Source organism: Acidimicrobiales bacterium, from assembly GCA_041394185.1.
GTDB lineage: Bacteria > Actinomycetota > Acidimicrobiia > Acidimicrobiales > Poriferisodalaceae > JAAETH01.
Window position 1 is genome coordinate 857,024 of the sequence record JAWKIQ010000003.1, and the last position, 24,741, is coordinate 881,764.

Consider the following 24,741-nt stretch of genomic DNA (forward strand, 5'->3'; position numbering starts at 1 on the left):
ATCCATGTCACCGAACTCGATGCCGCGAAATGCCCGAGCCGAAGCACGCGAGGTGGTGGGCCCGCAGTTCGAGCCGGCCGTTCTGGAACCATCACCGCCTGCTGTGGGCATCGGCCCACACTTCGCCGACGACCCCGTCGCCGTGCACGGTGGGCGCCTGACGACGTTGTCTCCCACCGGGGCACCGGGAACTGTTTCGTGGAACCAGTTCGTCGAGACCAGGCCCGACCTGGCCAACTGGGTCAGCCGGCGTTGGCTTGGCGGAACCCGCCGATTGCCGCCGGTGCCCGACTCTCTCGTCACCACCCGCCTCGCGCTTCACCGCCTGGCGGCCTACGTGATCGCACCGGCTCGCCACGCCGCCAACGGGAAATTCGGCCTGCGGTGGACACTGGACGGGTTCGGCACCCCCTTCTTCGGCGAAGACCGTCAAATTCGGGTCGCGGGCAACATGCTCATCGACCAACGGGGTGCCAGCGTGGCCGAGGTCGAGATGACCAGCCTCGCCGCTGCGGCCAACTTCCTGGGTACCGACATCGATCCCGATACCGCCGCCGAACACGACAGCCCACCGGTTGGCGACGTCGACGAGGTGCTCGACATCGACCCCGCGGCCGCCGATTTTCTGGGCCAGTGGTACGGCATGGCGTTTGCGGCTCTGGAGGCGCTGCGAGCCGACAGCGACACCGTCGACCCGAGCCGCCCCCAGCTGTGGCCTGGTCACTTCGACCCCGCAATCGAGGCGGGCGACGAGAATCACCGGGCCAGCTATGGGGCCTCGCCAGGCGACCAGAGCATCGAGGAGCCCTACCTGTACGTGTCGGCGTGGTGGCCAGACCGGCTCGATCTGGACACGTCAGACCCATTCTGGAACGCACCCGGTTTCGCCGGCCGAGTGTTGCGCGTCGCAGACTTCGACGGCGAAGACCACGTCGAGGTAGCCCTGCAGTTCTGGTCTGCCACCCGTGATGCGCTCGACGCCACCGCGGTGAGCAACCCATGATCGAAATAGGCGACCGCGTCGGCGATGCGGTGCTGTTCGACAGCTCGGGACACAGTCGCTCACTGGCGGAGCTGACCTCACGCCGAACGCTGCTGATCTTCCATCGCCACCTGATGTGACTGCCGTGCCAAGAGCACCTGATCGCCGTGAGCGATCGTCTGGAACACTTCGCCGAAGTAGGCGTAATGGCGGTTACGTTTGCCGAGCCCGAGCGGTTGGCCGCCCACGAACAACACCTGGGGATCGGGTTCCCGGTCTATGCCGACCCTGGACGTGAGCTATACGGCCGCTTTGGGCTCGGCAGGGGCAGCGTCGCAGACATCTGGAACGTGGGAACGCTGAAGCTGTATGCGCGGCTGCTGCGAAGCGGGCGGCGTCTGCGCAGGCCGACCGAGGACACGCGTCAGCTGGGCGGCGATTTCGTTGTCGACGCCGACGGCACGCTGGTGTGGGGCCACTGGCCCCGGTCGCCAGACGACAGGCCCAGCGTCGATGACCTGATAGCTGCGGTACGGACGGCCAGATGATCGACGCCCTCCTTCGCTCGGCCTATGCGCCGGCGGCCACCACCGTTGGTCGCTGGCTGCACCGCCGATCGGTGCGACCGGCCCAACTGACCGTCGCCGGCCTGCTGCTTGGACTTGGCGCAGCCGCCGCAGCCGCGGTCGGGTTGTGGCTGGTGGCGTTGGCTGCGCTGCTGGTCTCGAGGGTGTTCGACGGACTCGACGGTGCCGTCGCGCGCCTCGAACGCACGTCGGCCGCGGGCGCCTTCGCCGACCTGGTGGCCGACTTCGTCGTCTACTCGGGGTTCGTGGTGGCAATCGCAATCCGCGTACCCGACGCTCGCCTGGCATCGGTGGTGTTGCTGGCGGCCTACTGCGTTTCGGTAACCGCGTTCTTGTCGTGGGGGTCGCTGACAGCGAACTCCGCCAGGGGTGGCGGCCTGGAGATCGCCGACGATCGCACCGTGCGCTTCGTGTCGGGGCTGGCCGAGGGATTCGAGACCATCGTTGCCTACTCGCTGGTGTGCCTGCTGCCCCAACACGCGACCACGATCTTGTGGATATTCGCCGGCATGGTGTGGTTCACGGCCGCGCAACGGACCGTGTTCGGGCTCCGCGAGCTGTCCTAGCCGGCGGTTCGAGGCTTGTCGATCGAGCGGAGCACGGTCAACAACCTCGAGCTGAGGCGGGTGACCTTGGGGTCGAAGTACCGGGCCCTCAGCACTTCATCGGCCGCTCGGCTGGGACCCTCGGAAAAGGTCGGGTAGGCGTGAACGGCCGAGGACACGTCGTCGACCCTCGCTCGCTGACGGATCCAGGCGACGATCTCGGCGATGCTCTCGCCCGCAGCCGGACCCACGATGGTCGCCCCGACCAGCCTGCGCTTGGGGTCGGCGACCAACTCGACCCATCCTTCGGTCGACGAGTGCGTGATAGCCCGGTCCAACTTGGAATGATCGAACCGCTGCACAACGGCCTTGCCAGGCCATCGAAGCTCGGCCATCGATGCGTCGATACCTACTCTGGCGACCTCAGGGTCGGTGAAGACCGCCCACGGAATCGATTCGCTGTCGAAGCGGCGACGGGTGCGCAGCATCGAGTTCGTCACAACCAGCCGGGCTTGATTGGCCGCAACATGGGTGAAAGGCATCAGGCCGGTGACGTCGCCTGCCGCAAAGATGCGGTCGCCCGTGGTCGCCATGAGGTCGTCAACCAACACATGGCCACGCGGCCCCACCTGCACGCCCACGTCCTCGAGACCGAGGCCGGACGTGTTGGGTGTGCGCCCCGCCGCCACCAGGACCCGATCGAACTCGACCCGCCGCCCGTCGTCGAGGGTGGCCACAGAACCCGACCCCGCGGCCGCCACGGAAACAACCCGGGCACCGGTCAACACGCGCATCCCCTCGGCAGCGAAGCGATCGGCCAGCGCCCGCCCGACGTCTGCATGTTCACCGGGCAGAAGGTGCCCGAGAGCCTCGACCAGCGTGACGCTGGAGCCCAGCCGGGCGAAGGCTTGTCCCAGCTCGCAGCCAATCGGACCGCCACCCAGAACCAGCAGCCTCGTGGGCAACGAGTCGAGATCCCAGACGGTGTCAGAGGTCAGCGGTTCTGCCGAAGCCAACCCCTCTATGGCCGGAACCATCGGTCGAGACCCGGTGGCGACGAGCGCAGCGCGGAAGCGAACAACTCGCTCACCCACCTGAACCTGACCCGGGGCGACGAAGCGGCCCCTGCCACTCACCACCTCGACCCCGTTGGCTGCCAGGCGCTCGGGCGAGTCGTGGGGCTCGATCGCTTTTCTGGTCGCGTGGACGTATCGCATGACCCGAGCGAAGTCGACCGCCGGCTCCGGCAAGTCGACTCCAAAGCTGGAAGCGGTACGGGCCGATTGCGCCGCGGCTGCAGCCGCCAGGAGCGCCTTCGATGGGACACACCCGGTCCACAGACAGTCGCCACCGGTGCGGTCGGCTTCGATCAGCATCGCTCGCCCGCCCATGCCTGCGACTCCCAGGGTCGCTACCAGACCCGCCGTGCCACCTCCGATTGCCACCAGGTCGTACCGAGCGTCGTTCGATCTCTTCACACACTCGAAACCACCTCGGGCGCAGATAGCTTCCCTGAGCCCTTCCACACAGGCAGCACGGCATCCGACGCGCGGTGCGGCTTCTGCAGTTGCTACGTTCGCGAGATCCGTCAGGCAGCCAACAGGAGTTCAGCGTGTCGAGTGCATCTGATCCGATCGACTTCGAGCCATCCTCCGAGGCCCTTGCCTCGATGACGACCTCGAGACCGTCGGGGTGGGGCCCGGTGCGGGCCTACGACTGGCTCGACCATCACGCCGCGAATCGTCCCGCCAAGGAAGCGGTTCGCGACCTGGGCACCGACCGCAGCTTCACCTACGCCGACCTGGATCGTCGCGCCGATGCCCTGGCCGGATACTTCGGCTCGTTGGGCATCGGGCGGGGCGACCGTGTGGCCGTGCTGGCCCACAACGGTGTCGAGTATTTCGACATCCAGTTCGCGTGCGCCCGCACGGGGTCGATCTGTGTGTTGCTCAACTGGCGTCTCACCGTCAGCGAGCTCGAGTACATCATCAACGACAGCTCACCGATGCTGCTGATCCACGACGAGTCGTTCGCCGACTCTGCAAACGAGCTTCAGCGACTGTGCTCGATCGATTCCCTGCTCGAGATCGACGGCGGCAAACCCGATAGCGCATACGAGCGCGCGCTTGGCGAAGCGACGGGCGCCGAGCTTCAAAGGGCGGCCCTGACCCACGACGATGTCATCACCATCATGTACACGTCTGGCACCACGGGGCTGCCGAAGGGGGCGATGATCACCCACGGGATGAACTTCTGGAATTGCGTCAACTTGGGCATCCCGGCGGGCATCGGAGTCGACACCGTTCACCTGAACATCCTTCCGCTGTTCCACACCGGTGGTTTGAATTGCTACAGCAACCCGGTGCTGCACGCGGGCGGCACGGTTGTGATTCTGAAGACGTTCGATCCGGCCGAGACACTGCAGGTGTTGGGCGACCCAGCTCAGGGCATCACCCACTTCTTTGCGGTGCCGGCGCCGTACCAGTTCATGATGCAGCACCCAGACTTCGAGACCACCGATCTCAGTCGGCTGCGAATCGCGGGTGTGGGCGGGGCACCCTGCGCTCTGGCGATCATGGAGGCCTGGACCGAACGAGGTGTGCTGCTGGCGCAGGGTTTTGGTATGACCGAGACCAGCCCGGCGTGCATCTTCTTGGACCCGGGCGACGCGTTGCGCAAGATCGGTTCGACCGGCAAGGCGCTGATGCACACCGAGTTCCGCATCGTCGACGACGACGGCAACGACTGCGGCCCAGACCAGGTTGGCGAGTTGTGGGTGGCAGGGCCCAACATCACCCCCGGCTACTGGAACAAACCCGAGGCCACTGCCAAGGCGTTCGAGGGGCGCTGGCTGAAGACGGGCGATGCTGCACGGATGGACGACGAGGGTTTCGTGTACATAGTCGATCGCTGGAAGGACATGTACATCTCGGGCGGCGAGAACGTGTACCCGGCCGAGGTCGAGAACGTGCTGTATCAGTTGCCCGAGGTCGCCGAGGCGGCCGTCATCGGCGTCCCGAACGACCGGTGGGGCGAGGTCGGGCTCGCCGTGCTGGCGCTGAAGCCTGGGACCAGCTTGGACCGTTCGAGGGTCATCGAGCATTGTGTCGCGAAGCTGGCCAAGTTCAAGGTGCCAAACGACATCGCGATCGTGGAGGCCCTGCCGCGCAACGCCACCGGTAAGGTGCTCAAGCGCGAGTTGCGCACCGAGTTCGTAGGCGAGGACGGTCCGAAGATCTCCTGAGAGTCACAGCCGCGAAAGCGCGCGGGAAGCAGCGTGGTAGCCACACATGCCGTGCGCACCAGGGCCTGGGGGCGTCGCCGCCGAACACAGGTAATGGCCATCGACCCCCGTGTCGTAGGGACGGATGTTTGCCCGTGGACCCAACACCAGCTGCTTGGGGTCTTTGGCGCCGGTCAAGATATTGCCGCCCACGAAGTTGGCGTTCTCGGCTGAAAGGTCGCCCGGTCGACGAACGACGAAATCGATGATGCGCTCCCTGAACCCGGGAGCGAAGCGTTCGATCTGCGCGATGACGGCCTCGGTTGCGTCTCCGCCGTAGCCGTTGGGCACGTGAGCGTAAGACCAGACGGGCTTCAATGTCCCCACCGACCGCCCGGGGTCAGCAAGGTACTGCTGACCCACCAGAACGAACGGCCGCTCGGGCATTCGCCCCGCGTTGACCAACGCTTCGGCCTGGGCGATTTCGTCGAAGGTTCCACCGACGTGGACGGTGCCGGCGTTGCGGGCTGCTTCGCTGCGCCATGGAACGCCTTCCTCGACGGCGAAGTCGACCTTGAAGGCGGCGGGTCCGTATCGGAATCGTTCGTACGATCGGCGGACCCGCGACGGAAGGCGATCGGCCATGATCGCAAGCACGGCTGTGGGTGAGGTGTCCCATAGCACGATGTCGGCACCGTGCACCTGATCGAAGGACCTGATGTCGATGCCTGTCTCGACCGTTCCTCCTTCGGCCGCCAGAGCGGCGACCATGGCATCGGCGATCCTCTGCGACCCTCCTTCAGCAACCGGCCAGCCATGGCGATGACCCGCCGCCAGGATGCCCAGTCCGACACTCGACGTCAGCGGTCTGTCGAGCCGCGTATAGGCGTGGGCGGCGACGCCTCCCCACAGCGCCTTGGTTCGGGGTGAGTCGAACAGCCGAGCCAACACCGATGCGGGCATGAGGGCGCCGGCTCCGAAACGAGCCAAGCGAACGGGGTGGTCGGGAAAGGCCACAAGCGGACGCAACAGGTCGTTGCGAAGCTGGTCGAACGCCTCCGAAGGAGCGGCAAGCAGCCGCCTCCACATCCGGCCGTCAGATCCGAGCTGCGCGGCCGTCTCGTCGATCGATCTGTACAAGGCGCCGGCCGAACCGTCGTCGAGCGGGTGGGCACAATCGACCGCGGGCAACCTCCATTTGAGCCCGTGCGACTCGAGACCGAAGTCGTCAAAGAAGGGCGAACCGGCCGCCAGGGGGTGCACCGCCGAACAATGATCGTGCAACAAGCCATCGCGCATGGCCTCAGAAGAACGTGTGGCTCCGCCGACGTGGGCCGACCTTTCGAAGACGGTGACATCGAGGCCAGCGCGCGCCAGCACGATGGCCCCGGCCAGCCCATTGGGGCCCGAACCAACCACAAACGCTCTGCCGGTACCCATCAGGCCTCCTTCACTCGGCCAGCAACAGCCCGAGCTGGCGGGAGTGGGCCACCAGCGTTCCGTCGGGTGCCCAGAGCTCGCCGTCTTCTTCGAGAAAACCCTCGGCCGCGACCGTGGTGCGGAACCGAACGGCCATCCAGTCGTCTGGTTTCATCCGCGCCAGCGCCTCGACCGATCGGATGTGGACCGTCAGGTCGACGGTGGGGACTCCCAGAGGCGTTGCGAGACGCGTGAACACAGCCGGGTACCAGGCATCGCTGAGTGCTGCCACGACGGCAGCGTCATAAGGGCGGGGCTCTGCGAGACGGATCCAGCCGCCGGTTTCGGCCGTTTCTCTGGGGCCGTCCCATGGCCGGCCGGTGACGTGGCGGTACTGGTAGCGCTCGCGCAACGGAATGGTCACGGGAAGTGCCTTCGGAACCGCTATCGAGTCTGGGTCGGGATAGTCGGGGAAGCTCGGATCGGCGAATGCCGGACTGTTGGCGTTGAGCCGGGCATGTGCTGCGCTGGCGGTTGCGATGAGTCGATCGCCCTGAACCAGGCGAGCGGCCGTGAAGTGGACGGTGCGGCCGACCCGTTCTGTGCAGACGCTGATTTGCGCAGGGCCCTCGGTCGCGGGCGCCTGGTAGTGGACGGTGAGCGACCTCGCGTGTTTGTCACCCTCGCCGACGTACTGGCCGATGGCCCTGGCGAGAAGGGCGGCGACATATCCGCCATTCGGGCCACGCTGTATCCACCAACCGCCGTCTATGCGGACGTCGAAGGCGCCCTCGCCCGTGGGGATGATTGCGGTGTCGGTGTCGTATCGAGATGACATCTGGGCTCGTCGCTCGCTGGCTGATGTGTTGAGACCTCGACACACTAGAGCCGCGACTACCCCAGCAGACACCCCCTGACGTCAACCGCAGCAGGTGTTTGTGGTTCGCTCGAGCTGTTCGGCATCGCCGGTCTTGACGTACCACTCCCAGCGATTGCCGTCTGGTGCCTCGAGCCAGGTCTCGACCTTGTCGGCGTAACAACACACCGCTTCTTCGACACCGGTTGTTTGGAGCCCGCCGCCGCTGAGCCGGCCTTCGGCGGCGGTGACCTCGGCCGCTGTTTGGGCCTCGACCCCCAGATGATTGATGGATCCGTCCGGGCCGGCCCCTTCGAACAGCACCAGCTTGAGTGGCGGATCGGCGATGGCGAAGTTGGCATAGCCGGGGCGGACCTTGGCGGGCTCGGCGTCGAACATGGTCGAGTAGAAGGCGATGGCCGAGTCGAGATCGTCGACGTTGAGGGCTAGTTGGAGGCGCATGACGGTTCCTGATGTCGGGTTCGTGAGTGGAGCTGGTGTTGATCGTCATATCGACGACCTTCAATACGTTAGCGAGTCGTATCGAAAGATGTCAATATGAAGCTGTGAATTCGCCCAGCACCCTCACAACGCAGTGCTGCGCGTCGCTTTCCGGCGACACCCTCGACGACGCCGAGGCCAACGACCTGGCCGAGATGCTGAAGGCACTGGCCGACCCCGTGCGTTTGAGGCTCGTGTCGCTGATGGCCAACTCGGACACCGGCGAGGTCTGTGCGTGCGACCTCCCAGACCTGCTGCAGCGAAGCCAGCCGACGGTCAGCCACCACCTGGGGATATTGACGCGAGCCGGCATCGTCGATCGCGAGCAAAGGGGCAAGTGGGCATGGTTCAGCATTCGCCACGACCGCCTGCGACAACTCAGCTCGGCGATCAGCCCCCCGACCGACGTTGCCGTTGATTCAGCAACCGCTGAGTGATTTACTCGTTCGCGATGAACGAAGCTCTCGAAGCCCGGGCCAGGTTGCATGGCGCCCTGGCCGAGCCGCACCGGCTGGCCATCATCGATGAGTTGGCCCACTCCGACCGGTCCCCCAAGGAGCTGGCCGAGCGGCTGGGAATCGCCACCAACCTGCTGGCGCATCACCTCGAAACCCTCGAGTCGGCGGGCCTGGTTCGTCGCTTCGTGTCTTCTGGAGACAGGCGCCGGCGCTATGTACGGCTGGAACGCCAGCCGCTCGAGTCGCTGGACCTGCCCACGACTGCACCCGCGGGCACGGTGCTATTCGTATGCACACACAACTCGGCGAGGTCGCAGTTGGCCGCCGCGATGTGGACCCACCGCACAGGTCGTTCGGCCACCTCGGCGGGCACACATCCAGCCGACCACGTTCACCCTGGTGCCGTCGCCGCCGCCAAACGAATCGGGCTGGACCTCGGCGACGCAGCACCGCGGCGGCTCGACAGCACAGATGGCACAGACCTGGTTGTCACTGTTTGCGACCGAGCCCACGAAGAGCTTTCGCCATTGCCCGACTGGCTGCATTGGTCGATCCCCGACCCGGCTGCCTCGGGCTCCAGGAGCGCCTTCGACCAGGTGATAGCCGACCTCGGTCGACGCATCGACGACCTCGTTTCTTGACCCAATGACCGGCAACGAATCCAGCAGAGCCAACTGGCCGAGCGCGTCGAAGCTGGTGGCCGAGTTCGTCGGCACCGCGTTCTTGCTGGCTGCGGTGGTCGGTTCGGGGGTCATGGCCGAGACACTCACCGACGATGTCGGGCTGCAGCTGCTTCAGAACGCCTTCGCCACGGCCGGGGTGTTGGTCGCCCTGATACTGGCCCTCGGCCCTGCGTCCGGCGCCCACTTCAACCCTGCGGTGACGCTGGCCGATCGCTTGCTCGGCGGTATCGACACACCAACAGCGGTCGCCTATGTGCTGGCCCAGACCGGCGGCGGAATCGTGGGAGTGATCTGCGCCAACCTCATGTTCGACCTGGGCGCGATCGAGTGGTCGACCAAGGACCGCTCTGCGGGCAATCTGGTGTTTGCCGAGGCGATAGCTACCGTTGGCCTGCTACTGGTGATCTTCGGCGTGGTGCGCTCGGGTCGCAGTTCGGCGGCGGCATTCGCTGTCGGCGGCTACATCGCAGGGGCGTATTACTTCACGTCTTCGACCAGCTTCGCCAACCCGGCCGTCACCGTGGCTCGCACCTTCAGCGACACGTTTGCCGGCATCAGGCCGTCGTCGGCCCCCGCGTTCATCGCAGCCCAGTTGGTCGCCACCGTGTTGGCCGTGTGGCTCGTGCGAGCCATCTACCCCAACATCGGCGACTATGCCGACCAGGTCGTGGTGCCGCACTCAACGCCCGACGAGACCTGAGGCCCACGCCGACGCATCGTCGACCAGTTCTGCGATGTGTTCGCTGGTGATCAGCATCGACAGGGCCATGTACCCCCTGCGGGCCACATAGTGGCCCCGAGCCAACATCGCATGGAAGAACAACTCGACGAGCCGGGGGTCGTCGGCGTGGACGCACAACATCGACCCCATACCGGTGACCCACAGCGGAGCACCCGAGCGCTCGAAGGCCTGCGACAGTTGCTCGCGCAGACGATCGCCGCTTGCGTTTACGGCCACGATGCGTTCGTCGTCGAGTTCGTGGCGCATCACCGCCACCGAAGCAGCGAGGGAAAGGGCGTTGTTGTTGAAGGTTCCGGCCTGGGACAGGCGCCCGCCCACGGCCGGATCGAAGGCGTCCATGATGTCGGCTCGGCCTCCGAAGGCACCGAAGCTGAGACCACCGGCCAGGTATTTGCCGAACGTCGTCAGGTCGGGAGTAACTCCGTATCGCTCCTGTGCCCCGCCTGGCGCCAGGCGCGAGGTCATCACCTCGTCGAAGATGAGCACCACCCCTGTGTCGTCGCAGCGCCTGCGCAACTCGGACAAGAACTCATTCGATGCAGGTCTGCAGCCCCCCGAGCCCTGCACCGGCTCGACCAGAACACACCCGAGGTCTGGAAGGGCGAACAGGGCATCTAGGGCGGCGATGTCGTCGAAGGGCGAAACGTGGAACCGGTGTGGAACGTTCAGAGGATGGTGCGGTCCGGCCAAGTCGCCGAAGGCCATCACACCGCCGTGATAGCCGTGGTCGAACACCCCCACTCCCGAGCGGCCCGTGTGATGCAGCGCCGTGCCGACGGCCATCAGGTTGGCCTCTGTGCCCGAGTTGGCGAAACGAACCCGCTCGACCGAGGCAAATCGGGCGCAGAACAACTCGCCGAGTTCGATCTCGGGCTCTTGCACGGCTCCCAGCGCCCAGCCGCGATCCAGAGCCTGGTCGATGGCCTTGCGAATCGAATCGGGCCGATGGCCCAGAAGGGCTGCGCTGTAGTTGCCGCAGAAGTCGACATAGCGATGGCCGTCGATGTCTTCGAGCACGATCCCTTCGCCGTTGGCCACACGAAACGGGAACGGATCGAAGTGCAGCACCGACCTGGTGTTGCCGCCCGCCAGCACCTTGCGGGCCCGCTCGTGGGCAGCACGGCTGCGAGGACGCGCGGCCGCATACTCGCGGTGCGCAGCCTGGATCATGGTCTCCAATTCGGCATCCGTGAAGCCGCTGGTACTCGAATCGGTCATGAAACATCTCCCCCATCGCGAAGCACTCTGCGCATGATCTTCCCCGACGCCGTCTTGGGCAACTCTTCGAGGATGTCGATGCGCCTCGGATATTTGTAGGCAGCCAACCTCTGGCGACAGTGGTCGACCAATTCTTCAGGATCGGCCGACATTCCAGGTCGCAACGACACGAAGGCCACGACCGTCTCGCCTCTGTAGCCGTCGGCCATGCCCACTACCGCTGCCTCCCGAACCGCCTCGTGTTCGTACAGAACGTCCTCGACCTCGCGAGGCCACACCTTGTATCCGGCGGCGTTGATCTGATCTTTCGACCGGTCGATCAGCCAGAACCACCCCTCACTGTTCATGAAGCCGATGTCGCCGGTATGCAATCTGCCGGCCGGAATGGCGTGTTGGGTCTCGGCCGGCTTTCCCCAGTACTCGGGCACGATCATGGGCCCTGCGATGACGATCTCGCCCGGCTCGCCGATGGGCATCGGCTCCCGTGTCTGCGGGTCGACCACCCAAACGTCGGCATCCGACACCGGCAACCCGACGCTGAGGGCACCGGTGCCGGGGTCGATAGGGGCACGCAGCCCGGGCGGTGTGAGGTGGCTGGGCGATGTCGTCTCGGTGAGCCCGTACACGCTGAGGATGTATGCGCCGGTGGCATCCTCGAAGCGCTGAACAATGGCTGGGCTTATTGGCGCACCACCCGATGCAACACATCGCAGGGACGACAGGTCGGTCTCGTCGAAGTTCGGATGTGACATCAGCGCGACGAACACCGTGATCGAACCCATGGTGAAGGTGACGCGCCAGCGCTCGATCAAACGGAGCGCCTCGGCTGGCTCGAATCGATGGAAGAGCACCAGCGGCGCGCCCGCCACCGCCGCTATGGCCATGTGGGCCACCAACCCGGTGACGTGGAACAGTGGCGCCACACCCAAGATGACGTCGTCGGCTGTGACATCGAGCCACCGCTCGTAGACGACGGTGCTGTGCACGATGTTGCCGTGCGTGTTGACGGCGCCCTTCGAGGCTCCGGTTGTGCCAGACGTGTAGGTAAGCATCGCCGGCTCGTCGGGCGGCGGTGTTCGCCTGGGCACCCGAGCCCCGTCTCGATCTGCGAGGACGTCGGCGAAACGCGTGTGTTCGGTTGTGCCGCCGACCGCACCCGGGCTCGCCACCACCAACACACTGGGCGACAGGCCCGCCTCGTCGACGGCCCCCTCGACGGTGGGCAGCAGTTCGTCGAGACACACCACTACCTCGGGAGAGCAGTCGGCCAACTGTTTGGCAAGCTCACGAGACTTCAACATGGGGTTCACGGCAACGGCGATAGCTCCGATACGCCAGCACGCCAGCATCGAGGTCAGCCAATGCGGGTCGTTCTGCAGGTAAACGGCCACCCGATCACCGGCAGCAACCCCGACGTCGGAAAGCCACGCGGCGAGCGCGTTCACGTCGTCGTCCAACCGAGCGACTGTCAGGGTGTCATCGAAGTAGTGGATGATCGGCGAGTCGGGGCTCGAATCGACCAGCTCGTCCCAGTAGCCGAGGACCGATGTGTGTCTCGGCTTGATCGTCGATGGGATCTCGGCCGGGTAAGTAGCGAGCCAAGGCCTGGGCACGTCGCCGGGTTCGCTGTCGCTCATGTCATCCCCCTTCGCAGAGGAATTTAGCCCTCGACCAGATCCCGATTTTCAATCAACATCTATTGACTCAATACTCACTGCTGTTAGCTTGTCGAGCCGTGACGACACGCATAGGAATCAACGGCTTCGGGCGCATCGGGCGCCTGGTGGTGAGGGCCCTGGCCCACCACCCCGAACTGCAACTGGCCCACGTCAACGAGATCGCCGGCGACCCGCGCACGTCGGCCCACCTGCTCGAGTTCGACACCGTTCACGGGCGGTTCGACGCACAGATCTCATCCGACGACGAGGGGTTCAGCCTGAACGGCGCGCCGGTCGCCCATACATCGATCGCAGAACCCGGCTCGGTGCCCTGGACCCGAAGCGGGGTCGACATGGTGCTCGAGTGCTCTGGCAAGTTCCGCACCACCGAGCTGCTCGACCCATACCTGCAGGCCGGCGTACGCAAGGTGATCGTCGCCGCGCCGGTGAAGAGCGAGGGTGTTCTCAACATCGTGATGGGCTGCAACGACCACCTATACGACCCGGCGGCCGACCACATAGTCACAGCGGCCTCCTGCACCACCAATTGCCTCGCCCCGGTGGTGAAGGTGATCCACGAATCGGTGGGTATCGAACGGGGCGTCATCACCACCATCCACGACGTCACCAACACCCAGGTGGTCGTCGACGCCCCGCACAAGGACCTGCGCCGGGCCCGATCGGCCCTCAACTCGCTGATTCCCACATCGACCGGCTCGGCGACAGCTATCACGATGATCTACCCCGAGTTGTCCGGAAAGCTCGACGGGGTGGCGGTGCGTGTCCCACTGCTGAACGCATCGCTGACCGACGCGGTGTTCACCGTTGCACGCGACGTGACCGCAGACGAGGTCAACGACCTCTTCCGAACCGCGGCGCAAGGTGAGCTACAGGGCATCCTGGGCTTCGAAGACCGGCCGCTGGTGTCGGCCGACTACGTCAACGACACCCGCTCTGGCATCGTCGATGGGCCCTCGACGATGGTGGTCGACAACCGGATGGTCAAGGTGCTCGCCTGGTACGACAACGAATACGGCTACGCATTTCGGATGGCTGACCTGGCGGCCAAGGTCGCCGCATCGCTGGTGAGCTGAACAGTGCAGCTTCGCAACTACGCGCTGGTGACCGCCGGCTATTGGGCGTTCACCCTCACCGACGGCGCGCTGCGCATGTTGGTGCTATTGCACTTCCACGACCTCGGCTACTCGCCGGTGTCGATTGCATTCTTGTTCCTGCTCTATGAATTCATGGGCATAGTCACCAACCTGATCGGCGGCTGGGTGGGCGCACGCTCGGGCCTGAACCGCACACTGTTGTTCGGTCTGGGGCTGCAGATAGTGGCCCTCGTCGCACTGACGTTCCACGAAGCCGGCTGGCAAGAGCTGGCGTCGGTGGCCTACGTGATGGGTTTCCAGGCACTTTCGGGTGTCGCCAAAGACCTCACAAAGATGAGCTCCAAGAGCGCGGTCAAGTTCATCGCAGGTGAGGGTGCGCTGTTTCGCCTGGTCGCAGTCCTGACCGGTTCGAAGAACGCTCTGAAGGGTGTCGGCTTCTTCCTGGGTGCGGCCCTGCTCCAGTGGATCGGATACGACGCCTCTCTGTGGACCATGGCTGCCCTGATTGCGGTCGCCCTGGTTCTGGTGGGCGCGCTGCTGAACGAAGACATCGGAAAGGCCAAGAACAAGCCGGCCGTGAAGTCGATCCTGTCGAAGTCGCCTGCCATCAACCGGCTGTCTGCGGCCAGGTTCTTCCTGTTCGGATCGCGCGACATCTGGTTCGTCGTAGCTCTTCCGGTGTTTCTGGACGACACGCTCGGCTGGTCGTTCTACGGAATCGGCGCCTTCCTGGCCGCCTGGGTGATCGGCTACGGGATGGTGCAATCGGTCGCCCCCAGGATCCTCGGCTCGACTCGTGGCGACCTCGACGCCGAGATATCGGCCGCACGGACGTGGGCCTTGGCGTTGGCGGCGGTGTCAGCCGCCATTGCGGTGATGGTGGCACTCGACATCGCGACCACGCTCGCCATCGTGGGCGGTTTGGTCGTGTTCGGCGTCGTCTTCGCCGTCAACTCGTCGCTGCACTCGTATCTGATCCTGGCCTACAGCAAGGGCGATGACGTCAGCCTCGACGTCGGGTTCTACTACTCGGCCAATGCAGCGGGTCGTCTCGTCGGCACCCTGCTGTCTGGAGCGCTCTATCTGTGGGGCGGTCTCGATGCGGCGCTTTGGGGATCCACATCGTTCGTGATTTCGACCTGGTTGCTGTCGATGCGGCTGAGCCCCGCGGTCAGTGAGCAGCCTTCTTCGCCAGCGGCAACCGACCGATGACGAACACCAGGACGAACCCCACAACCAGCCCCACCACCGCCGATATCGCGGTGTTGATCAGCCAGGCCAGGAACCCGCCCACACCGCCCACGTCGTGAACCTGTTCCTCGAGGTGGTGGACCCACTCGTATGGGCCGTGCCAGCCGAGTTCGTCGGTGCCGACCAGCAAGATGTGCCCGCCGACCCACAGCATCGCCGCGGTGCCTACTACCGACAGGAACGTCAGCACCTTGGGCATACCCAGCACCAACAGGCGACCGAGTCGATCTGTCGAGCCTCCACGCTCGACCAACTTCAGGCCCACATCGTCCATCTTCACGATGACCGCTACCAGCCCATAGACGATGATGGTGATGACAACCGCAACGATGGCCAGGATCACCGCTCGCGACACGAACCCCTCGTCGATGACCTCTTTCAGGGCGATCACCATGATCTCGCCGGACAAGATGAAGTCGGTTCTGATGGCCCCGGCTACGGTCCTTTGCTCGGCGTCGGCGCCCAGAGCCACCGCCGGAAGATCGTCCTCGGGGGCGTGGGCATCTCTGTGTGCCAGCTTGTGGTGGATCTTCTCTGCGCCCTCGAAGCTCAGGAACGCCCCGCCACACATCAAGATGATCTCGACCAGGATCGGCACGAACTCGCTGAGGATCAACGCCGCGGGCAGTATGAACAGCAGCTTGTTCTTGAGCGAGCCCTTGGCGATGCGCCCGATTATCGGAAGCTCGCGCTCGGCCGCAAGGCCATGAACGTACGTAGGGGTGACGGCGGTGTCGTCGACCACAACTCCTGCGGCCTTCATGCTGGCCCGGCTGGCAGCAGCGCCGACGTCGTCCACCGACGCCGCAGCGAGCTTCGCCAGCGATGCGATGTCATCTAGAAGGCCGACCAGGCCACCAGCCATTCTGTGCCTCCGGGTGCTGAGAGCGGATCCGCAAACCGTAGCGCCTGCTCTGGCCTAGAGGATCTGATCGTCGCCTCGGGTGTGTCGACCCGACGGTTGCAGCAGGGCCGGCACCAAGGCCAGAGGGCACGGAGGCTTGGACACGTACCTGCTGGAAACCGACCCCAGGAGGGCGGCCGCCACCGCTCCCTTGCCCCTGGCTCCCAGAACCAGCAGCGAGGCAGTTCGAGAATGGGTGGCCAAGGCTGCGATCGGTTCGGTGGCCTCCACCGCCAACCGCACACGCCCCGCCGGGCCCGCCTCGCCAGAAATCTCGCCGACAAGTGCTTCGAAGTCAGGGGTGACGGTGCCAGTCCCCCGCTGAAACGCACGACCCGAACGCCTGGATCCGGTGGCCACCACGACCACCACCTCCGCGTCGGGGCCCGAGAAATCGAGCGTCCAGGCAAGCGCCTGGCGAGCGTTGGCAGACCCGTCGAAACCCACGACGATGCGCTCGATGGGCGAGAACGGCCTCAGAGTCGGCGGAACCACCACCACCGGCACGCGGGCGCGCACAGCACACTCGTGGCTGACCGAGCCCGCCAGGGTGCGTCGAACCCGGCCTCGCTCGCGACTGCCCACCACGATCAGATCGCCCGAGCGAGACACCTCCAGCAACGCGTCGACCGGCGAACCGAATCGCGAAACCGCCACCGCCCGCTCGTCCGCGCCCACCGCCACCAGCAGTTCCTGAAGCTCGAGGCGGTGCTGCATCGTTCGCTCGACCACCGGAGTCGGCGGGTCTGGGTCGCCTTGAGTGTGTTGCCATGCGGCGACCGCGACGATCCGGTCGGCCCGGCCCGCGCTGTTGATGAGCGCCCAGCGCAGAGCCGCCAGCGAGTTGGGCGATCCATCGACCCCGACAACCCATGACCGATCGGCCTTCGGCTCCTCCATAATCCAAGTATGACCGAGCTGATCGAGACCAAGCTCCCCGGAGTCGGCACCATTCACACGTTCGAGGCCGAGTCGGGCACTCGAGTTGGGGTGATTTCTCACCACGGCGGACGCCGCGAGGTCGCGATCTACCACCGCGACGACCCCGATTGCGTCAGCGAATCCGCCAACCTGTCGCCCGAGGAAGCTCGCATCCTGGCCGATCTTCTCGGTGGCACGACGGTTTCGCAGCGCCTCGACGATCTTCGACAAGACATCGCAGGCCTGGCCATCGACTGGCTGCCGATTCGAGACGACAGTCCCTATGCCGGCAAGACGATCGGCGATACCGAGATGCGACGGCGTACCGGCGTGTCGATCGTTGCCCTGGTTCGCAACGAGCGTCCCATTCCGGCGCCCGAACCGGACCAGGGGCTCAGGGCGGGCGACACCGCCGTGGTCGTGGGCACACCCCAGGGCATAAACATGGCCATCGAACTCCTGAGCTGAGGCGCCGATGATCGCTGCGGGGGCACCGGGCACAGCTGCACTTCTCGTCGAGCTGGGCGGGATTCTGGTCGCGCTCGCCGTGCTTGGCCGGCTCGCGGCTCGCTGGGGTATCCCTTCGATTCCGCTGTACCTCATCGCCGGCCTGGCGGTCGGCGAGGGCGGCTTCGTCGAGCTGGTCACTGCACGAGACTTCATAGAAAGTGGCGCCCAGATCGGCGTGATCTTGTTGCTGCTGCTTCTCGGCCTCGAATACACGGGCGACGAGCTGACATCGGCCTTGCGAGAGCAGGCGCCGGCCGGAGCGGTCGACCTGGTGTTGAACGCCTCGCCGGGGGTGATTCTGGGTCTGACCCTCGGGTGGGACTATCGGGCCGCGCTGTTGCTAGGCGGCATCACCTACATCTCATCGTCGGGAATCATCGCCAAGGTCCTGGCCGATCTGGGGCGGACCGGCAACCGCGAGACACCGGTGGTGCTTGCCATCCTGGTCACCGAAGACCTGGTGATGGCGCTGTACCTGCCCCTCATGGCCGGGTTGCTGATCGGCGGCAACGCTCTGGCTATCACCTTCGAGGTCGTGCTTGCGGTAACCGCAGTGGTCGTCACGCTGGTGATCGCGGTCAAACACGGCTCAAAGCTCAGCGCCCTGTTGTTCGACCGCTCAGACGAGAACCTGCTGCTGAGCCTGTTGGGTTTGGCCCTGTTGGTCGCCGGCCTCGCCGAGCAGGTCCAGGCATCGGCCGCCGTGGGCGCGTTCTTGGTCGGCATCGCCATCAGCGGGCCCGCCGAAAGGGCCGCACGAACCATCCTGGCGCCTCTGCGCGATCTGTTCGCCGCCTTGTTCTTCGCGTTCTTCGGTCTGCAGATAGACCCTTCGCAGCTGCCCGCCGCCTTGCCGCTGGCGATCGGCCTGGCCGTCGTCACCAGCCTCACCAAGCTGGCTACAGGGTGGTGGAGCGCCAAACGAGCCGGAATCGACCTTCCGGGCAGGCTGCGCGCCGGCACCACACTGATAGCGCGTGGCGAGTTCTCGATCGTCATCGCCGGCATCGCTGTCGCCGAAGGAATCGAGGACGACCTGGGCCCACTTGCAGCGGCCTATGTGCTGTTGCTGGCGGTTCTGGGGCCTCTTCTGGCGCGGGTGTCCGATCAAGCCGCTCGAAGGATCGCCCTGAGCCGTCGCTCGCGAAAGGCCTCCGAAACCGACACCGGTTGAGCCAAAAGACCCTGTCCGGAACCTCTATTGAGCAACAAGGATCAAGACATCGAAAGACCCGCACGAAGGGAACTCAGATGTCTGCGTTCAGCAGCGCCCTCTATTGCTCGTTGGAACCCGAGCAGGACGCCGCGGCGCTCAGACAGCTGAGGCCGATCCTGGAGGCCACCGGCGCCGAGCTGACCATAATGGGGTGCGTCGAGGAACCTTCGGGGCTTCAGCGCATGTTCAAGCGCTCGGGTCAGGTCGACCAGATCGTCGAGGCAGCCCGCGGGGCCGAGCGCGAGCGGCTCGAGCGATTCGCAAAGCGGGTCCATCTGGACGACGCCGACGTCAGGGTCGACTCGGGCACCGCTGCCATCGCCATCATCCACCAGGTTCTTCGCGCTGAACACGACCTCGTCGTAGTCGGCGCAGGCGTGGAAACCCCGCACAAGGCCACCATCAAGCGTCTGTTGCGCAAATGCCCTGCACCTGTGTGGGTGATCCGCCCAAGCAGGGCCCGCAAGCCGAGGGTCATGGCTGCGGTCAACCCCGAGCCCGCCGAACTCGACCTGAACCTCGACATCATGGCAACCGCAGCGACAATGCACGAACTGGCCGGCGGCGAGCTGCACGTGGTTCACGCATGGGAGCTGTACGGCGAAGACTCATTGCGCTATTCGGCCTTCATGCACCTGCCGGAAGACGACGTCGAGAAGATGCTCGCCCAAGAGCTCGAAGGTCGCACGCAGGCGCTGGACGAATTGGTCGCGAGCCCATCGATCGCCCGCTGGCCCTGGCGCAAACACCTTCGCAAGGGAAGGCCGGCCGTAGCGGTGGTAGACGCTGTTGCCGACCAGAAGATCAACCTCCTGGTGCTTGGCAGTGTGGCCAGGGGTGGGATCCCGGGCCTGGTCATGGGCAACACCGCTGAGACCATTCTGGACAAGGTGACCTGCTCGGTGCTGGCGCTGAAACCCGACGGCTTCGTGTCGCCCATCGCCCATCCCAACGACGGGTAGACGATGACCACATCCAAGCCGTCTCAGGGGCTGTCGTCGGCCCGCGCCCAGGAGCTCCTGATCGAGCACGGGCGCAACGAACTGCCCGCGTCACAACCAGTTGCACTTTGGAGACGCATCACCGGCCAACTGCGCAGCTCGATCATCTACATCTTGTTGTTCGCACTGGCGTTCGACCTGACCGTGTGGGTCTTCGAAGGAGCCCACGAGTGGCCGTTCGAGTCGATCGCCATCGCCGCGATCCTCGTCTTCAACACGGCGATGGGTGTGTGGCAGGAATACCGGGCCGAAGACGCACTCGAGCGACTCAAGGCACTGTCCGCACCGCACGTGTGGGTCATGAGAGACGGTTCGTTGTCTCACCTGGACACGTCGCTCCTGGTGCCTGGTGACCTGGTGCGGATAGAAGCCGGCGACCGCATCCCCGCCGATGGGGTCATGGTCGAAGCACAGGCCTTCCTGGTAGACGAGTCGATCCTCACCGGCGAGTCCGTGCCGGTCGAACGCGAGACACAAGAGGAGGTCTTCTCGGGAACCCTGGCCGTACGCGGTCTCGGGTGGGCCGAACTGACCCGCACCGGTCCGAACTCGGCCATGGGCCGCATTGCCGAGTTGATCGGCTCGGTTGCAGCCGAGCGAACCCCGCTGGAACGAAGGATGGAGAGCTTCGGCCATCGGATTGCACGATGGATCGCGGCCTTGGCAGTTGTGCTGACGGTTGCGGGAGTGGGTGTCGAAGGAATCGACCAGTTCGACGAGGCGTTGCTGTTCGCTGTCGCCGTAGCGGTAGCTGCGGTGCCCGAGGGTCTGCCCGCCGTGCTGACCCTGACCCTTGCACTCGGAACCGAGCGCATGAGCAACCGCAAGGCGGTCGTAAGGCGGCTGTCGGCTGTAGAGGCCCTGGGGTCGGTCACGGTGATCGCCACCGACAAGACAGGGACCTTGACCGAAAATACGATGACCGTTCAACGGCTCGACTCGCCCGACACCCAGCGGGCCCTCAGGGCCATGGTTCTAGCCGCCGATGCGGAACCCGACGGGTCCAGCGGTGATCCGCTGGAACTCGGGTTGTACGCATTCGCTGCCAAACACGGTTGCGACCCAGCCGCTACCCGGCGTTCGAGTGTGCGCCAGGCGGTCAGGCCCTTCGATTCGGCCTGGCGTTTCATGCAAGTGACCGTGGTCGAGGATCAGCGCCCTGTCACCTACCTGAAGGGAGCGGCCGAAGTCCTGCTCGAAATGTGTGATCTCGACCCGGACGCGCGAGCGGGTTGGCAAGCCCAAGTCGATGCTGCGGCGGGTCAGGGATACCGAGTAATCGGCTTCGCTTACTCTCAGGCCGAGCACGACCGGGGCCTCACCTGGCTGGGCATCGCATGGCTGTGGGATCCTCCAAGGCCAGAGGTCGAGCGGGCCATCGCCGATACCGAGGCTGCAGGAATCCGGGTGGTGATGATCACCGGCGATCACCCGGCCACCGCCGCCTCGATCGCCAGGGCAATCGGGATCACCGGCGATCGGGTGCTGACTGGCCAGGAGCTAGACCAGCTGACACCAGAAGAGCTGCGGTTCGAGGTCGGCCGGACCAGTGTGTTCGCCCGCGTGAGTCCCGAACACAAGCTGGCGCTGGTCGAGGCGCTTCGCGAGGACGGCCAGGTGGTCGCGATGACGGGCGACGGTGTCAACGACGCTCCGGCACTGAAGCGCGCGGACATCGGCATCGCCATGGGTGATCGGGGTAGCGACGTCACTCGTGAGGTCGCCGACCTGGTGTTGCTCGACGACAACTTCGCAACGATTACGGCCGCCGTCGAAGAGGGTCGGGGTATCTACGACAACATCCAGAAGTTCCTGCGCTTCTTGTTCTCGACCAACGTGGCGCTGGTGCTGCTGGTCGCCATCGGGGTGGTCGGCGCTGCGGTGCTCGACATGCGCGACAGCCTGGGCGACCTGCTGGTTCCGCTTACGGCGGCGCAGCTCTTGTGGATAAACGTCATCGCCGATGGACCGCCAGCGCTTGCGCTGGGCCTCGACCGCAATCCGGGTGTCTTGCGGCGCCGTCCACGGGCCCCAGACTCACCGTTGCTGACATCGTCTGGCCTGTCGTTCATCTTCACCACCGGCGTGTTGAAGGCAGCGCTGGGCCTCGGGCTGTTCTTCGCTCTTCCCGAGTTCGGCTACACGGGCGAGCAGACCCGCACCGCTGTGTTCCTTTATGAGTCTCTGGCCCAACTGGCCTTCGTCTACCCGGCACGCGCCGTCTCTGGGACCCCGCCGCGCAACCGCACGCTCAACTGGATAGTGGCGGCCAGCGTCCTGCTGCAGGCGGCCACCGTGTCGATTCCTGGCCTTCGCTCCCTGCTGGGGCTGGAGACGCTGGACGTCTGGGGCTACGTAGTGGTTGCGAGCGCGCTGACGGCTTCGCTGGTGGGGGCCCAGCTGTCCGCCCGGCTGAACACCGATGCTGTCGACTAGCGCCCGGTGGATCCGGTCTTTGAACCGACGGGCATAGAACTGATAGCCAATGACACGTGCCGACGGACTTGCCCCTATCCGACCTGGTGGTGATCGATCTGACCGTTGCTCGTGCTGGGCCCACCGCCGTGCGCCAGTTGGCGGATTGGGGGGCAGACGTCATTCGCCTCGAACCCCCGAACACATCGGTGAGGGGCCAACTGAGCCCCGACTATCTCAACCTCCATCGCAACAAGCGAAGCCTGGCGCTCGACCTGAAGTCCGACGCGGGGCGGGCGGTGCTGCACCGATTGGTCGCCAAGGCCGACGTCTTGGTCGAGAACATGCGGCCTCGGGTCAAGTACGCGTTGGGCTTCGACTGGAACACGGTGTCGGCCATCAACCCGCGCCTGGTCATGGGGTCGATCTCGGGCTTTGGCCAAACCGGACCATATGCCGAGCGTGGCGGTGTCGACCAGATAGCCCAAGGTCTGGCCGGGATGATGAGCGTTACGGGCATCGAGGGCCAGGGGCCCGTGCGGGCCGGCGCTGCGGTGTCCGACATCGCGGCAGGTCTACAGCTGGCCGTCGGGTTGATGGTGGCACTTCACGAGCGCCAACGAACCGGCGTAGGCCGCTGGGTTCACACATCGCTGCTCGAATCGATGCTGGGTGTGCTCGACTTCCAGGCGGCCCGCTGGACGGTCGACCACGAGGTCCCGCCCCAGGCAGGCAACGACCACCCGACCATGCGACCGATGGGCCTCTATGCCACCGCCGACGGCCACATGAACGTCGCCGCAGCATGGGGCCAGATGTGGATCTCGTTCTGTGAGGTGATCGGTCGGCCGGACCTGCCAGATGTTCCCCGCTTCAAGGGTCCGTCCGAGCGCCTGGCCAACCATGACGAACTCACGGCGATCATCACCGAGGCGCTCAGCCACCGGTCGACCTCGGAGTGGGTAGACGCGCTGAACGACGCCGGGGTGCCGGCAGGCCCGGTGAACGACATGCAACAGGCCTTCGCCGACCAGCAGGTGGCGCACCTGGGCGTAGCAGCACGAACACAGCACCCGTCGGTTGGCGATATCGACATCATCAAGAACGCCACCAACATCGAAGGTGTCGACGACGCGATTCGTAGCGCCAGCCCTGTGGCGGGACAGCACAGCCGCCAGATCCTTGCCGATTTCGGCTTCGAACCCGCCGAGATCGACGACCTCATCTCGTCCGGAGCATCTGCCCAACCCGATTTGGAGAACAACCCATGATCGCCAACCCGAAGGAAGCCGGCCTCGACCCACAGCGCCTCGAGAACATCGCCAGCCACCTCAACTCGAGATATCTCGAGCCGGGCAAGATCGCAGGAGCCCAGATGGCGATCGTGCGCAACGGCGTGGTCGGCTATTTCGCCAGCTTCGGGCGCCGCGACCGCGAACGCGATCTGCCTGTCGTCGACGACACCATCTGGCGTATTTACTCGATGACCAAGCCGATCACCGGTGTGGCGATGATGACCTTGTACGAGCAGGGGCACTTCCAGCTCGACGATCCGGTCGATCGATGGATACCCGAGTGGCGCGACCTCCAGGTCGCTCAACCCGACGGCCACGGCGGCACCCAGCTCGTTCCAGCCGAGCGGCCACCCACCATCCGCCACATTCTGAGCCACACGTCGGGCATTGGATACGGACCCGACAATCGCGACATCGTGGTCGGCGACCGCAACTGGCTCGACGGACACGATCTCGAATCGATGTCAAAGGAGTTCGGCCGGTGGCCGCTTCGCTTCCAGCCCGGTACCAGGTGGCTGTATTCACACGGCATGGACATCGCCGCCCGGTTGGTCGAGATCATGTCTGGCCTGCCCTACGACCAGTACTTGCAGGGTGCGATCTTCGATCCGTTGGGAATGACCGACACCGGATTCTGGGTCAAGCCAGAGCAGGCCGACAGGTTCGCCGCCTCCTACGGGCGCAACTCGCGCAAGGAACTGGTGCTGATCGACGACCCCTCGCAGAGCGCATACCTGACCAAACCCAAGCTGTTCAACGGCGGTGGCGGTCTGGTTTCGACGACCGCCGACTATGTGCAGTTCTGCACGATGTTGGCCAACGGAGGCCAGCTGGGAGGCCGGCGGATCCTGTCGCGTAAGACGGTTGAACTGATGACCTGCAACCATCTGGAAGGTGATCGCTCGATGACCGACATGGCACTGCCGATGGCCTATGGCGAGGTCGCCTCGGCCGGCTCGGGTTTTGGGCTGACGGTCGCGGTTTCGAAAGGCCCACGGGCGACGGGCGTGGCGGGGTCGGTCGGCGACTTCAGCTGGGGTGGCGCCGCTTCGACGACCTTCTGGGTCGACCCCGCCGAAGAGCTGTCGGTGGTGTTCATGACCCAGCTGATGCCCTCGGGCACGTTCAACTTCCCCGGTCAGCTCAGGGCCTTGGTCTACGGCGCACTGTCGGACTGAGCGAAACAGCACTCGCAGCGGCCGATCCGTATATGACCCTCTGGTGCTTGAGCTGGCCCCATG

The 24,741-nt window shown here is 65.2% G+C and carries 24 protein-coding genes; 16 read left to right on the plus strand and 8 right to left on the minus strand.

Annotated elements, in window-relative coordinates:
• Nucleotides 1–4 precede the first annotated feature (4 nt).
• From R2770_17545 to R2770_17560, 4 genes are read left to right on the plus strand one after another with little or no spacing between them, the layout of a single operon-like run.
• Nucleotides 5–1,003 (plus strand): hypothetical protein, encoded by a 999-nt coding sequence (locus R2770_17545; GenBank protein ID MEZ5282269.1) that lies wholly within the window; start codon nt 5–7, stop codon nt 1,001–1,003.
• Nucleotides 1,000–1,122 (plus strand): hypothetical protein, encoded by a 123-nt coding sequence (locus R2770_17550; GenBank protein MEZ5282270.1) that lies wholly within the window; start codon nt 1,000–1,002, stop codon nt 1,120–1,122. The genes R2770_17545 and R2770_17550 overlap by 4 nt, the downstream gene beginning before the upstream one ends.
• Nucleotides 1,123–1,530, plus strand: a complete 408-nt coding sequence (locus R2770_17555) for an AhpC/TSA family protein (protein MEZ5282271.1) — start codon at nt 1,123–1,125, stop codon at nt 1,528–1,530.
• On the plus strand, nt 1,527–2,135 hold the full coding sequence (locus tag R2770_17560; protein MEZ5282272.1) for a CDP-alcohol phosphatidyltransferase family protein: 609 nt from the start codon (nt 1,527–1,529) through the stop codon (nt 2,133–2,135). Before R2770_17555 ends, R2770_17560 begins: the two co-directional genes overlap by 4 nt.
• Here R2770_17560 and R2770_17565 read toward each other — a convergent pair.
• A complete protein-coding gene (locus R2770_17565) occupies nt 2,132–3,592 on the minus strand; it encodes an FAD-dependent oxidoreductase (protein ID MEZ5282273.1) in 1,461 nt (486 codons plus the stop codon). The two genes, R2770_17560 and R2770_17565, sit on opposite strands and share 4 nt — an antisense overlap.
• Nucleotides 3,593–3,726: 134 nt before the next feature.
• Here R2770_17565 and R2770_17570 point away from each other — a divergent pair, with 134 nt between their 5' ends.
• Nucleotides 3,727–5,358 (plus strand): long-chain fatty acid--CoA ligase, encoded by a 1,632-nt coding sequence (locus tag R2770_17570; GenBank protein MEZ5282274.1) that lies wholly within the window; start codon nt 3,727–3,729, stop codon nt 5,356–5,358.
• A gap of 3 nt (nt 5,359–5,361) precedes the next feature.
• Here the strand turns inward: R2770_17570 and R2770_17575 are convergent, their stop codons facing one another.
• From R2770_17575 to R2770_17585, 3 genes are all read right to left on the minus strand, one after another.
• Nucleotides 5,362–6,777: an NAD(P)/FAD-dependent oxidoreductase gene (locus R2770_17575; protein ID MEZ5282275.1), complete on the minus strand. Its 1,416-nt coding sequence runs from the start codon at nt 6,775–6,777 to the stop codon at nt 5,362–5,364.
• A 10-nt stretch (nt 6,778–6,787) separates the two neighbouring features.
• Nucleotides 6,788–7,594 (minus strand): thioesterase family protein, encoded by an 807-nt coding sequence (locus tag R2770_17580; protein MEZ5282276.1) that lies wholly within the window; start codon nt 7,592–7,594, stop codon nt 6,788–6,790.
• 81 nt (nt 7,595–7,675) lie between these two features.
• Nucleotides 7,676–8,074, minus strand: coding sequence for an ArsI/CadI family heavy metal resistance metalloenzyme (locus R2770_17585; protein MEZ5282277.1), 399 nt, complete (start codon nt 8,072–8,074; stop codon nt 7,676–7,678).
• Nucleotides 8,075–8,178: 104 nt separating this feature from the next.
• Here R2770_17585 and R2770_17590 point away from each other — a divergent pair, with 104 nt between their 5' ends.
• Genes R2770_17590 through R2770_17600 form a run of 3 tightly spaced genes read left to right on the plus strand, consistent with a single transcriptional unit; the run spans nt 8,179 to nt 9,954 of the window.
• Complete coding sequence (locus R2770_17590; protein ID MEZ5282278.1) at nt 8,179–8,550, plus strand: metalloregulator ArsR/SmtB family transcription factor; 372 nt, start codon at nt 8,179–8,181, stop codon at nt 8,548–8,550.
• A 14-nt stretch (nt 8,551–8,564) separates the two neighbouring features.
• Nucleotides 8,565–9,212 (plus strand): helix-turn-helix domain-containing protein, encoded by a 648-nt coding sequence (locus tag R2770_17595; protein ID MEZ5282279.1) that lies wholly within the window; start codon nt 8,565–8,567, stop codon nt 9,210–9,212.
• A gap of 4 nt (nt 9,213–9,216) precedes the next feature.
• Nucleotides 9,217–9,954, plus strand: coding sequence for an MIP/aquaporin family protein (locus R2770_17600; GenBank protein ID MEZ5282280.1), 738 nt, complete (start codon nt 9,217–9,219; stop codon nt 9,952–9,954).
• Here R2770_17600 and R2770_17605 read toward each other — a convergent pair.
• Both R2770_17605 and R2770_17610 read right to left on the minus strand, forming a co-directional pair.
• Nucleotides 9,934–11,214 (minus strand): aminotransferase class III-fold pyridoxal phosphate-dependent enzyme, encoded by a 1,281-nt coding sequence (locus R2770_17605; GenBank protein ID MEZ5282281.1) that lies wholly within the window; start codon nt 11,212–11,214, stop codon nt 9,934–9,936. The two genes, R2770_17600 and R2770_17605, sit on opposite strands and share 21 nt — an antisense overlap.
• Nucleotides 11,211–12,851 (minus strand): AMP-binding protein, encoded by a 1,641-nt coding sequence (locus R2770_17610; protein MEZ5282282.1) that lies wholly within the window; start codon nt 12,849–12,851, stop codon nt 11,211–11,213. The genes R2770_17605 and R2770_17610 overlap by 4 nt, the downstream gene beginning before the upstream one ends.
• A 98-nt stretch (nt 12,852–12,949) precedes the next feature.
• Here R2770_17610 and R2770_17615 point away from each other — a divergent pair, with 98 nt between their 5' ends.
• Together R2770_17615 and arsJ are read left to right on the plus strand one after the other, a co-directional pair.
• Entirely contained in the window at nt 12,950–13,966 is a 1,017-nt protein-coding gene (locus R2770_17615; protein ID MEZ5282283.1) for an ArsJ-associated glyceraldehyde-3-phosphate dehydrogenase, read from the plus strand.
• Nucleotides 13,967–13,969: 3 nt separating this feature from the next.
• Entirely contained in the window at nt 13,970–15,199 is a 1,230-nt protein-coding gene (arsJ, locus tag R2770_17620) for an organoarsenical effux MFS transporter ArsJ (protein ID MEZ5282284.1), read from the plus strand.
• Here the strand turns inward: arsJ and R2770_17625 are convergent.
• Together R2770_17625 and R2770_17630 are read right to left on the minus strand one after the other, a co-directional pair.
• Complete coding sequence (locus R2770_17625; protein MEZ5282285.1) at nt 15,159–16,103, minus strand: DUF808 domain-containing protein; 945 nt, start codon at nt 16,101–16,103, stop codon at nt 15,159–15,161. The two genes, arsJ and R2770_17625, sit on opposite strands and share 41 nt — an antisense overlap.
• Before the next feature lie 54 nt (nt 16,104–16,157).
• On the minus strand, nt 16,158–17,042 hold the full coding sequence (locus tag R2770_17630) for a universal stress protein (protein ID MEZ5282286.1): 885 nt from the start codon (nt 17,040–17,042) through the stop codon (nt 16,158–16,160).
• Nucleotides 17,043–17,051: 9 nt separating this feature from the next.
• Between R2770_17630 and R2770_17635 the strand changes: the two genes are divergently transcribed.
• The 6 genes from R2770_17635 (at nt 17,052) to R2770_17660 (ending at nt 24,678) form a co-directional block, all read left to right on the plus strand.
• Nucleotides 17,052–17,531 (plus strand): cation:proton antiporter regulatory subunit, encoded by a 480-nt coding sequence (locus R2770_17635; protein ID MEZ5282287.1) that lies wholly within the window; start codon nt 17,052–17,054, stop codon nt 17,529–17,531.
• A gap of 7 nt (nt 17,532–17,538) precedes the next feature.
• Nucleotides 17,539–18,747: a cation:proton antiporter gene (locus tag R2770_17640; protein MEZ5282288.1), complete on the plus strand. Its 1,209-nt coding sequence runs from the start codon at nt 17,539–17,541 to the stop codon at nt 18,745–18,747.
• Between the two features lie 77 nt (nt 18,748–18,824).
• Nucleotides 18,825–19,751, plus strand: a complete 927-nt coding sequence (locus R2770_17645; GenBank protein MEZ5282289.1) for a universal stress protein — start codon at nt 18,825–18,827, stop codon at nt 19,749–19,751.
• Nucleotides 19,752–19,754: 3 nt separating this feature from the next.
• On the plus strand, nt 19,755–22,226 hold the full coding sequence (locus R2770_17650) for a cation-translocating P-type ATPase (GenBank protein ID MEZ5282290.1): 2,472 nt from the start codon (nt 19,755–19,757) through the stop codon (nt 22,224–22,226).
• Between the two features lie 56 nt (nt 22,227–22,282).
• Complete coding sequence (locus tag R2770_17655) at nt 22,283–23,476, plus strand: CoA transferase (protein ID MEZ5282291.1); 1,194 nt, start codon at nt 22,283–22,285, stop codon at nt 23,474–23,476.
• Nucleotides 23,473–24,678: a serine hydrolase domain-containing protein gene (locus R2770_17660; GenBank protein ID MEZ5282292.1), complete on the plus strand. Its 1,206-nt coding sequence runs from the start codon at nt 23,473–23,475 to the stop codon at nt 24,676–24,678. Before R2770_17655 ends, R2770_17660 begins: the two co-directional genes overlap by 4 nt.
• Nucleotides 24,679–24,741 lie beyond the last annotated feature (63 nt).

What these genes read in the sequence shown, in the direction of transcription:
- R2770_17545 (MEZ5282269.1), top strand. Translation starts at nt 5, where the DNA reads ATGTCACCGAACTCGATGCCGCGAAATGCCCGAGCCGAAGCACGCGAG.
- R2770_17550 (MEZ5282270.1), top strand. Translation starts at nt 1,000, where the DNA reads ATGATCGAAATAGGCGACCGCGTCGGCGATGCGGTGCTGTTCGACAGC.
- R2770_17560 (MEZ5282272.1), top strand. Translation starts at nt 1,527, where the DNA reads ATGATCGACGCCCTCCTTCGCTCGGCCTATGCGCCGGCGGCCACCACC.
- R2770_17575 (MEZ5282275.1), bottom strand. Translation starts at nt 6,777, where the DNA reads ATGGGTACCGGCAGAGCGTTTGTGGTTGGTTCGGGCCCCAATGGGCTG.
- R2770_17580 (MEZ5282276.1), bottom strand. Translation starts at nt 7,594, where the DNA reads ATGTCATCTCGATACGACACCGACACCGCAATCATCCCCACGGGCGAG.
- R2770_17585 (MEZ5282277.1), bottom strand. Translation starts at nt 8,074, where the DNA reads ATGCGCCTCCAACTAGCCCTCAACGTCGACGATCTCGACTCGGCCATC.
- R2770_17595 (MEZ5282279.1), top strand. Translation starts at nt 8,565, where the DNA reads ATGAACGAAGCTCTCGAAGCCCGGGCCAGGTTGCATGGCGCCCTGGCC.
- R2770_17600 (MEZ5282280.1), top strand. Translation starts at nt 9,217, where the DNA reads ATGACCGGCAACGAATCCAGCAGAGCCAACTGGCCGAGCGCGTCGAAG.
- R2770_17605 (MEZ5282281.1), bottom strand. Translation starts at nt 11,214, where the DNA reads ATGACCGATTCGAGTACCAGCGGCTTCACGGATGCCGAATTGGAGACC.
- R2770_17610 (MEZ5282282.1), bottom strand. Translation starts at nt 12,851, where the DNA reads ATGAGCGACAGCGAACCCGGCGACGTGCCCAGGCCTTGGCTCGCTACT.
- R2770_17625 (MEZ5282285.1), bottom strand. Translation starts at nt 16,103, where the DNA reads ATGGCTGGTGGCCTGGTCGGCCTTCTAGATGACATCGCATCGCTGGCG.
- R2770_17630 (MEZ5282286.1), bottom strand. Translation starts at nt 17,042, where the DNA reads ATGGAGGAGCCGAAGGCCGATCGGTCATGGGTTGTCGGGGTCGATGGA.
- R2770_17635 (MEZ5282287.1), top strand. Translation starts at nt 17,052, where the DNA reads ATGACCGAGCTGATCGAGACCAAGCTCCCCGGAGTCGGCACCATTCAC.
- R2770_17640 (MEZ5282288.1), top strand. Translation starts at nt 17,539, where the DNA reads ATGATCGCTGCGGGGGCACCGGGCACAGCTGCACTTCTCGTCGAGCTG.
- R2770_17645 (MEZ5282289.1), top strand. Translation starts at nt 18,825, where the DNA reads ATGTCTGCGTTCAGCAGCGCCCTCTATTGCTCGTTGGAACCCGAGCAG.
- R2770_17650 (MEZ5282290.1), top strand. Translation starts at nt 19,755, where the DNA reads ATGACCACATCCAAGCCGTCTCAGGGGCTGTCGTCGGCCCGCGCCCAG.
- R2770_17660 (MEZ5282292.1), top strand. Translation starts at nt 23,473, where the DNA reads ATGATCGCCAACCCGAAGGAAGCCGGCCTCGACCCACAGCGCCTCGAG.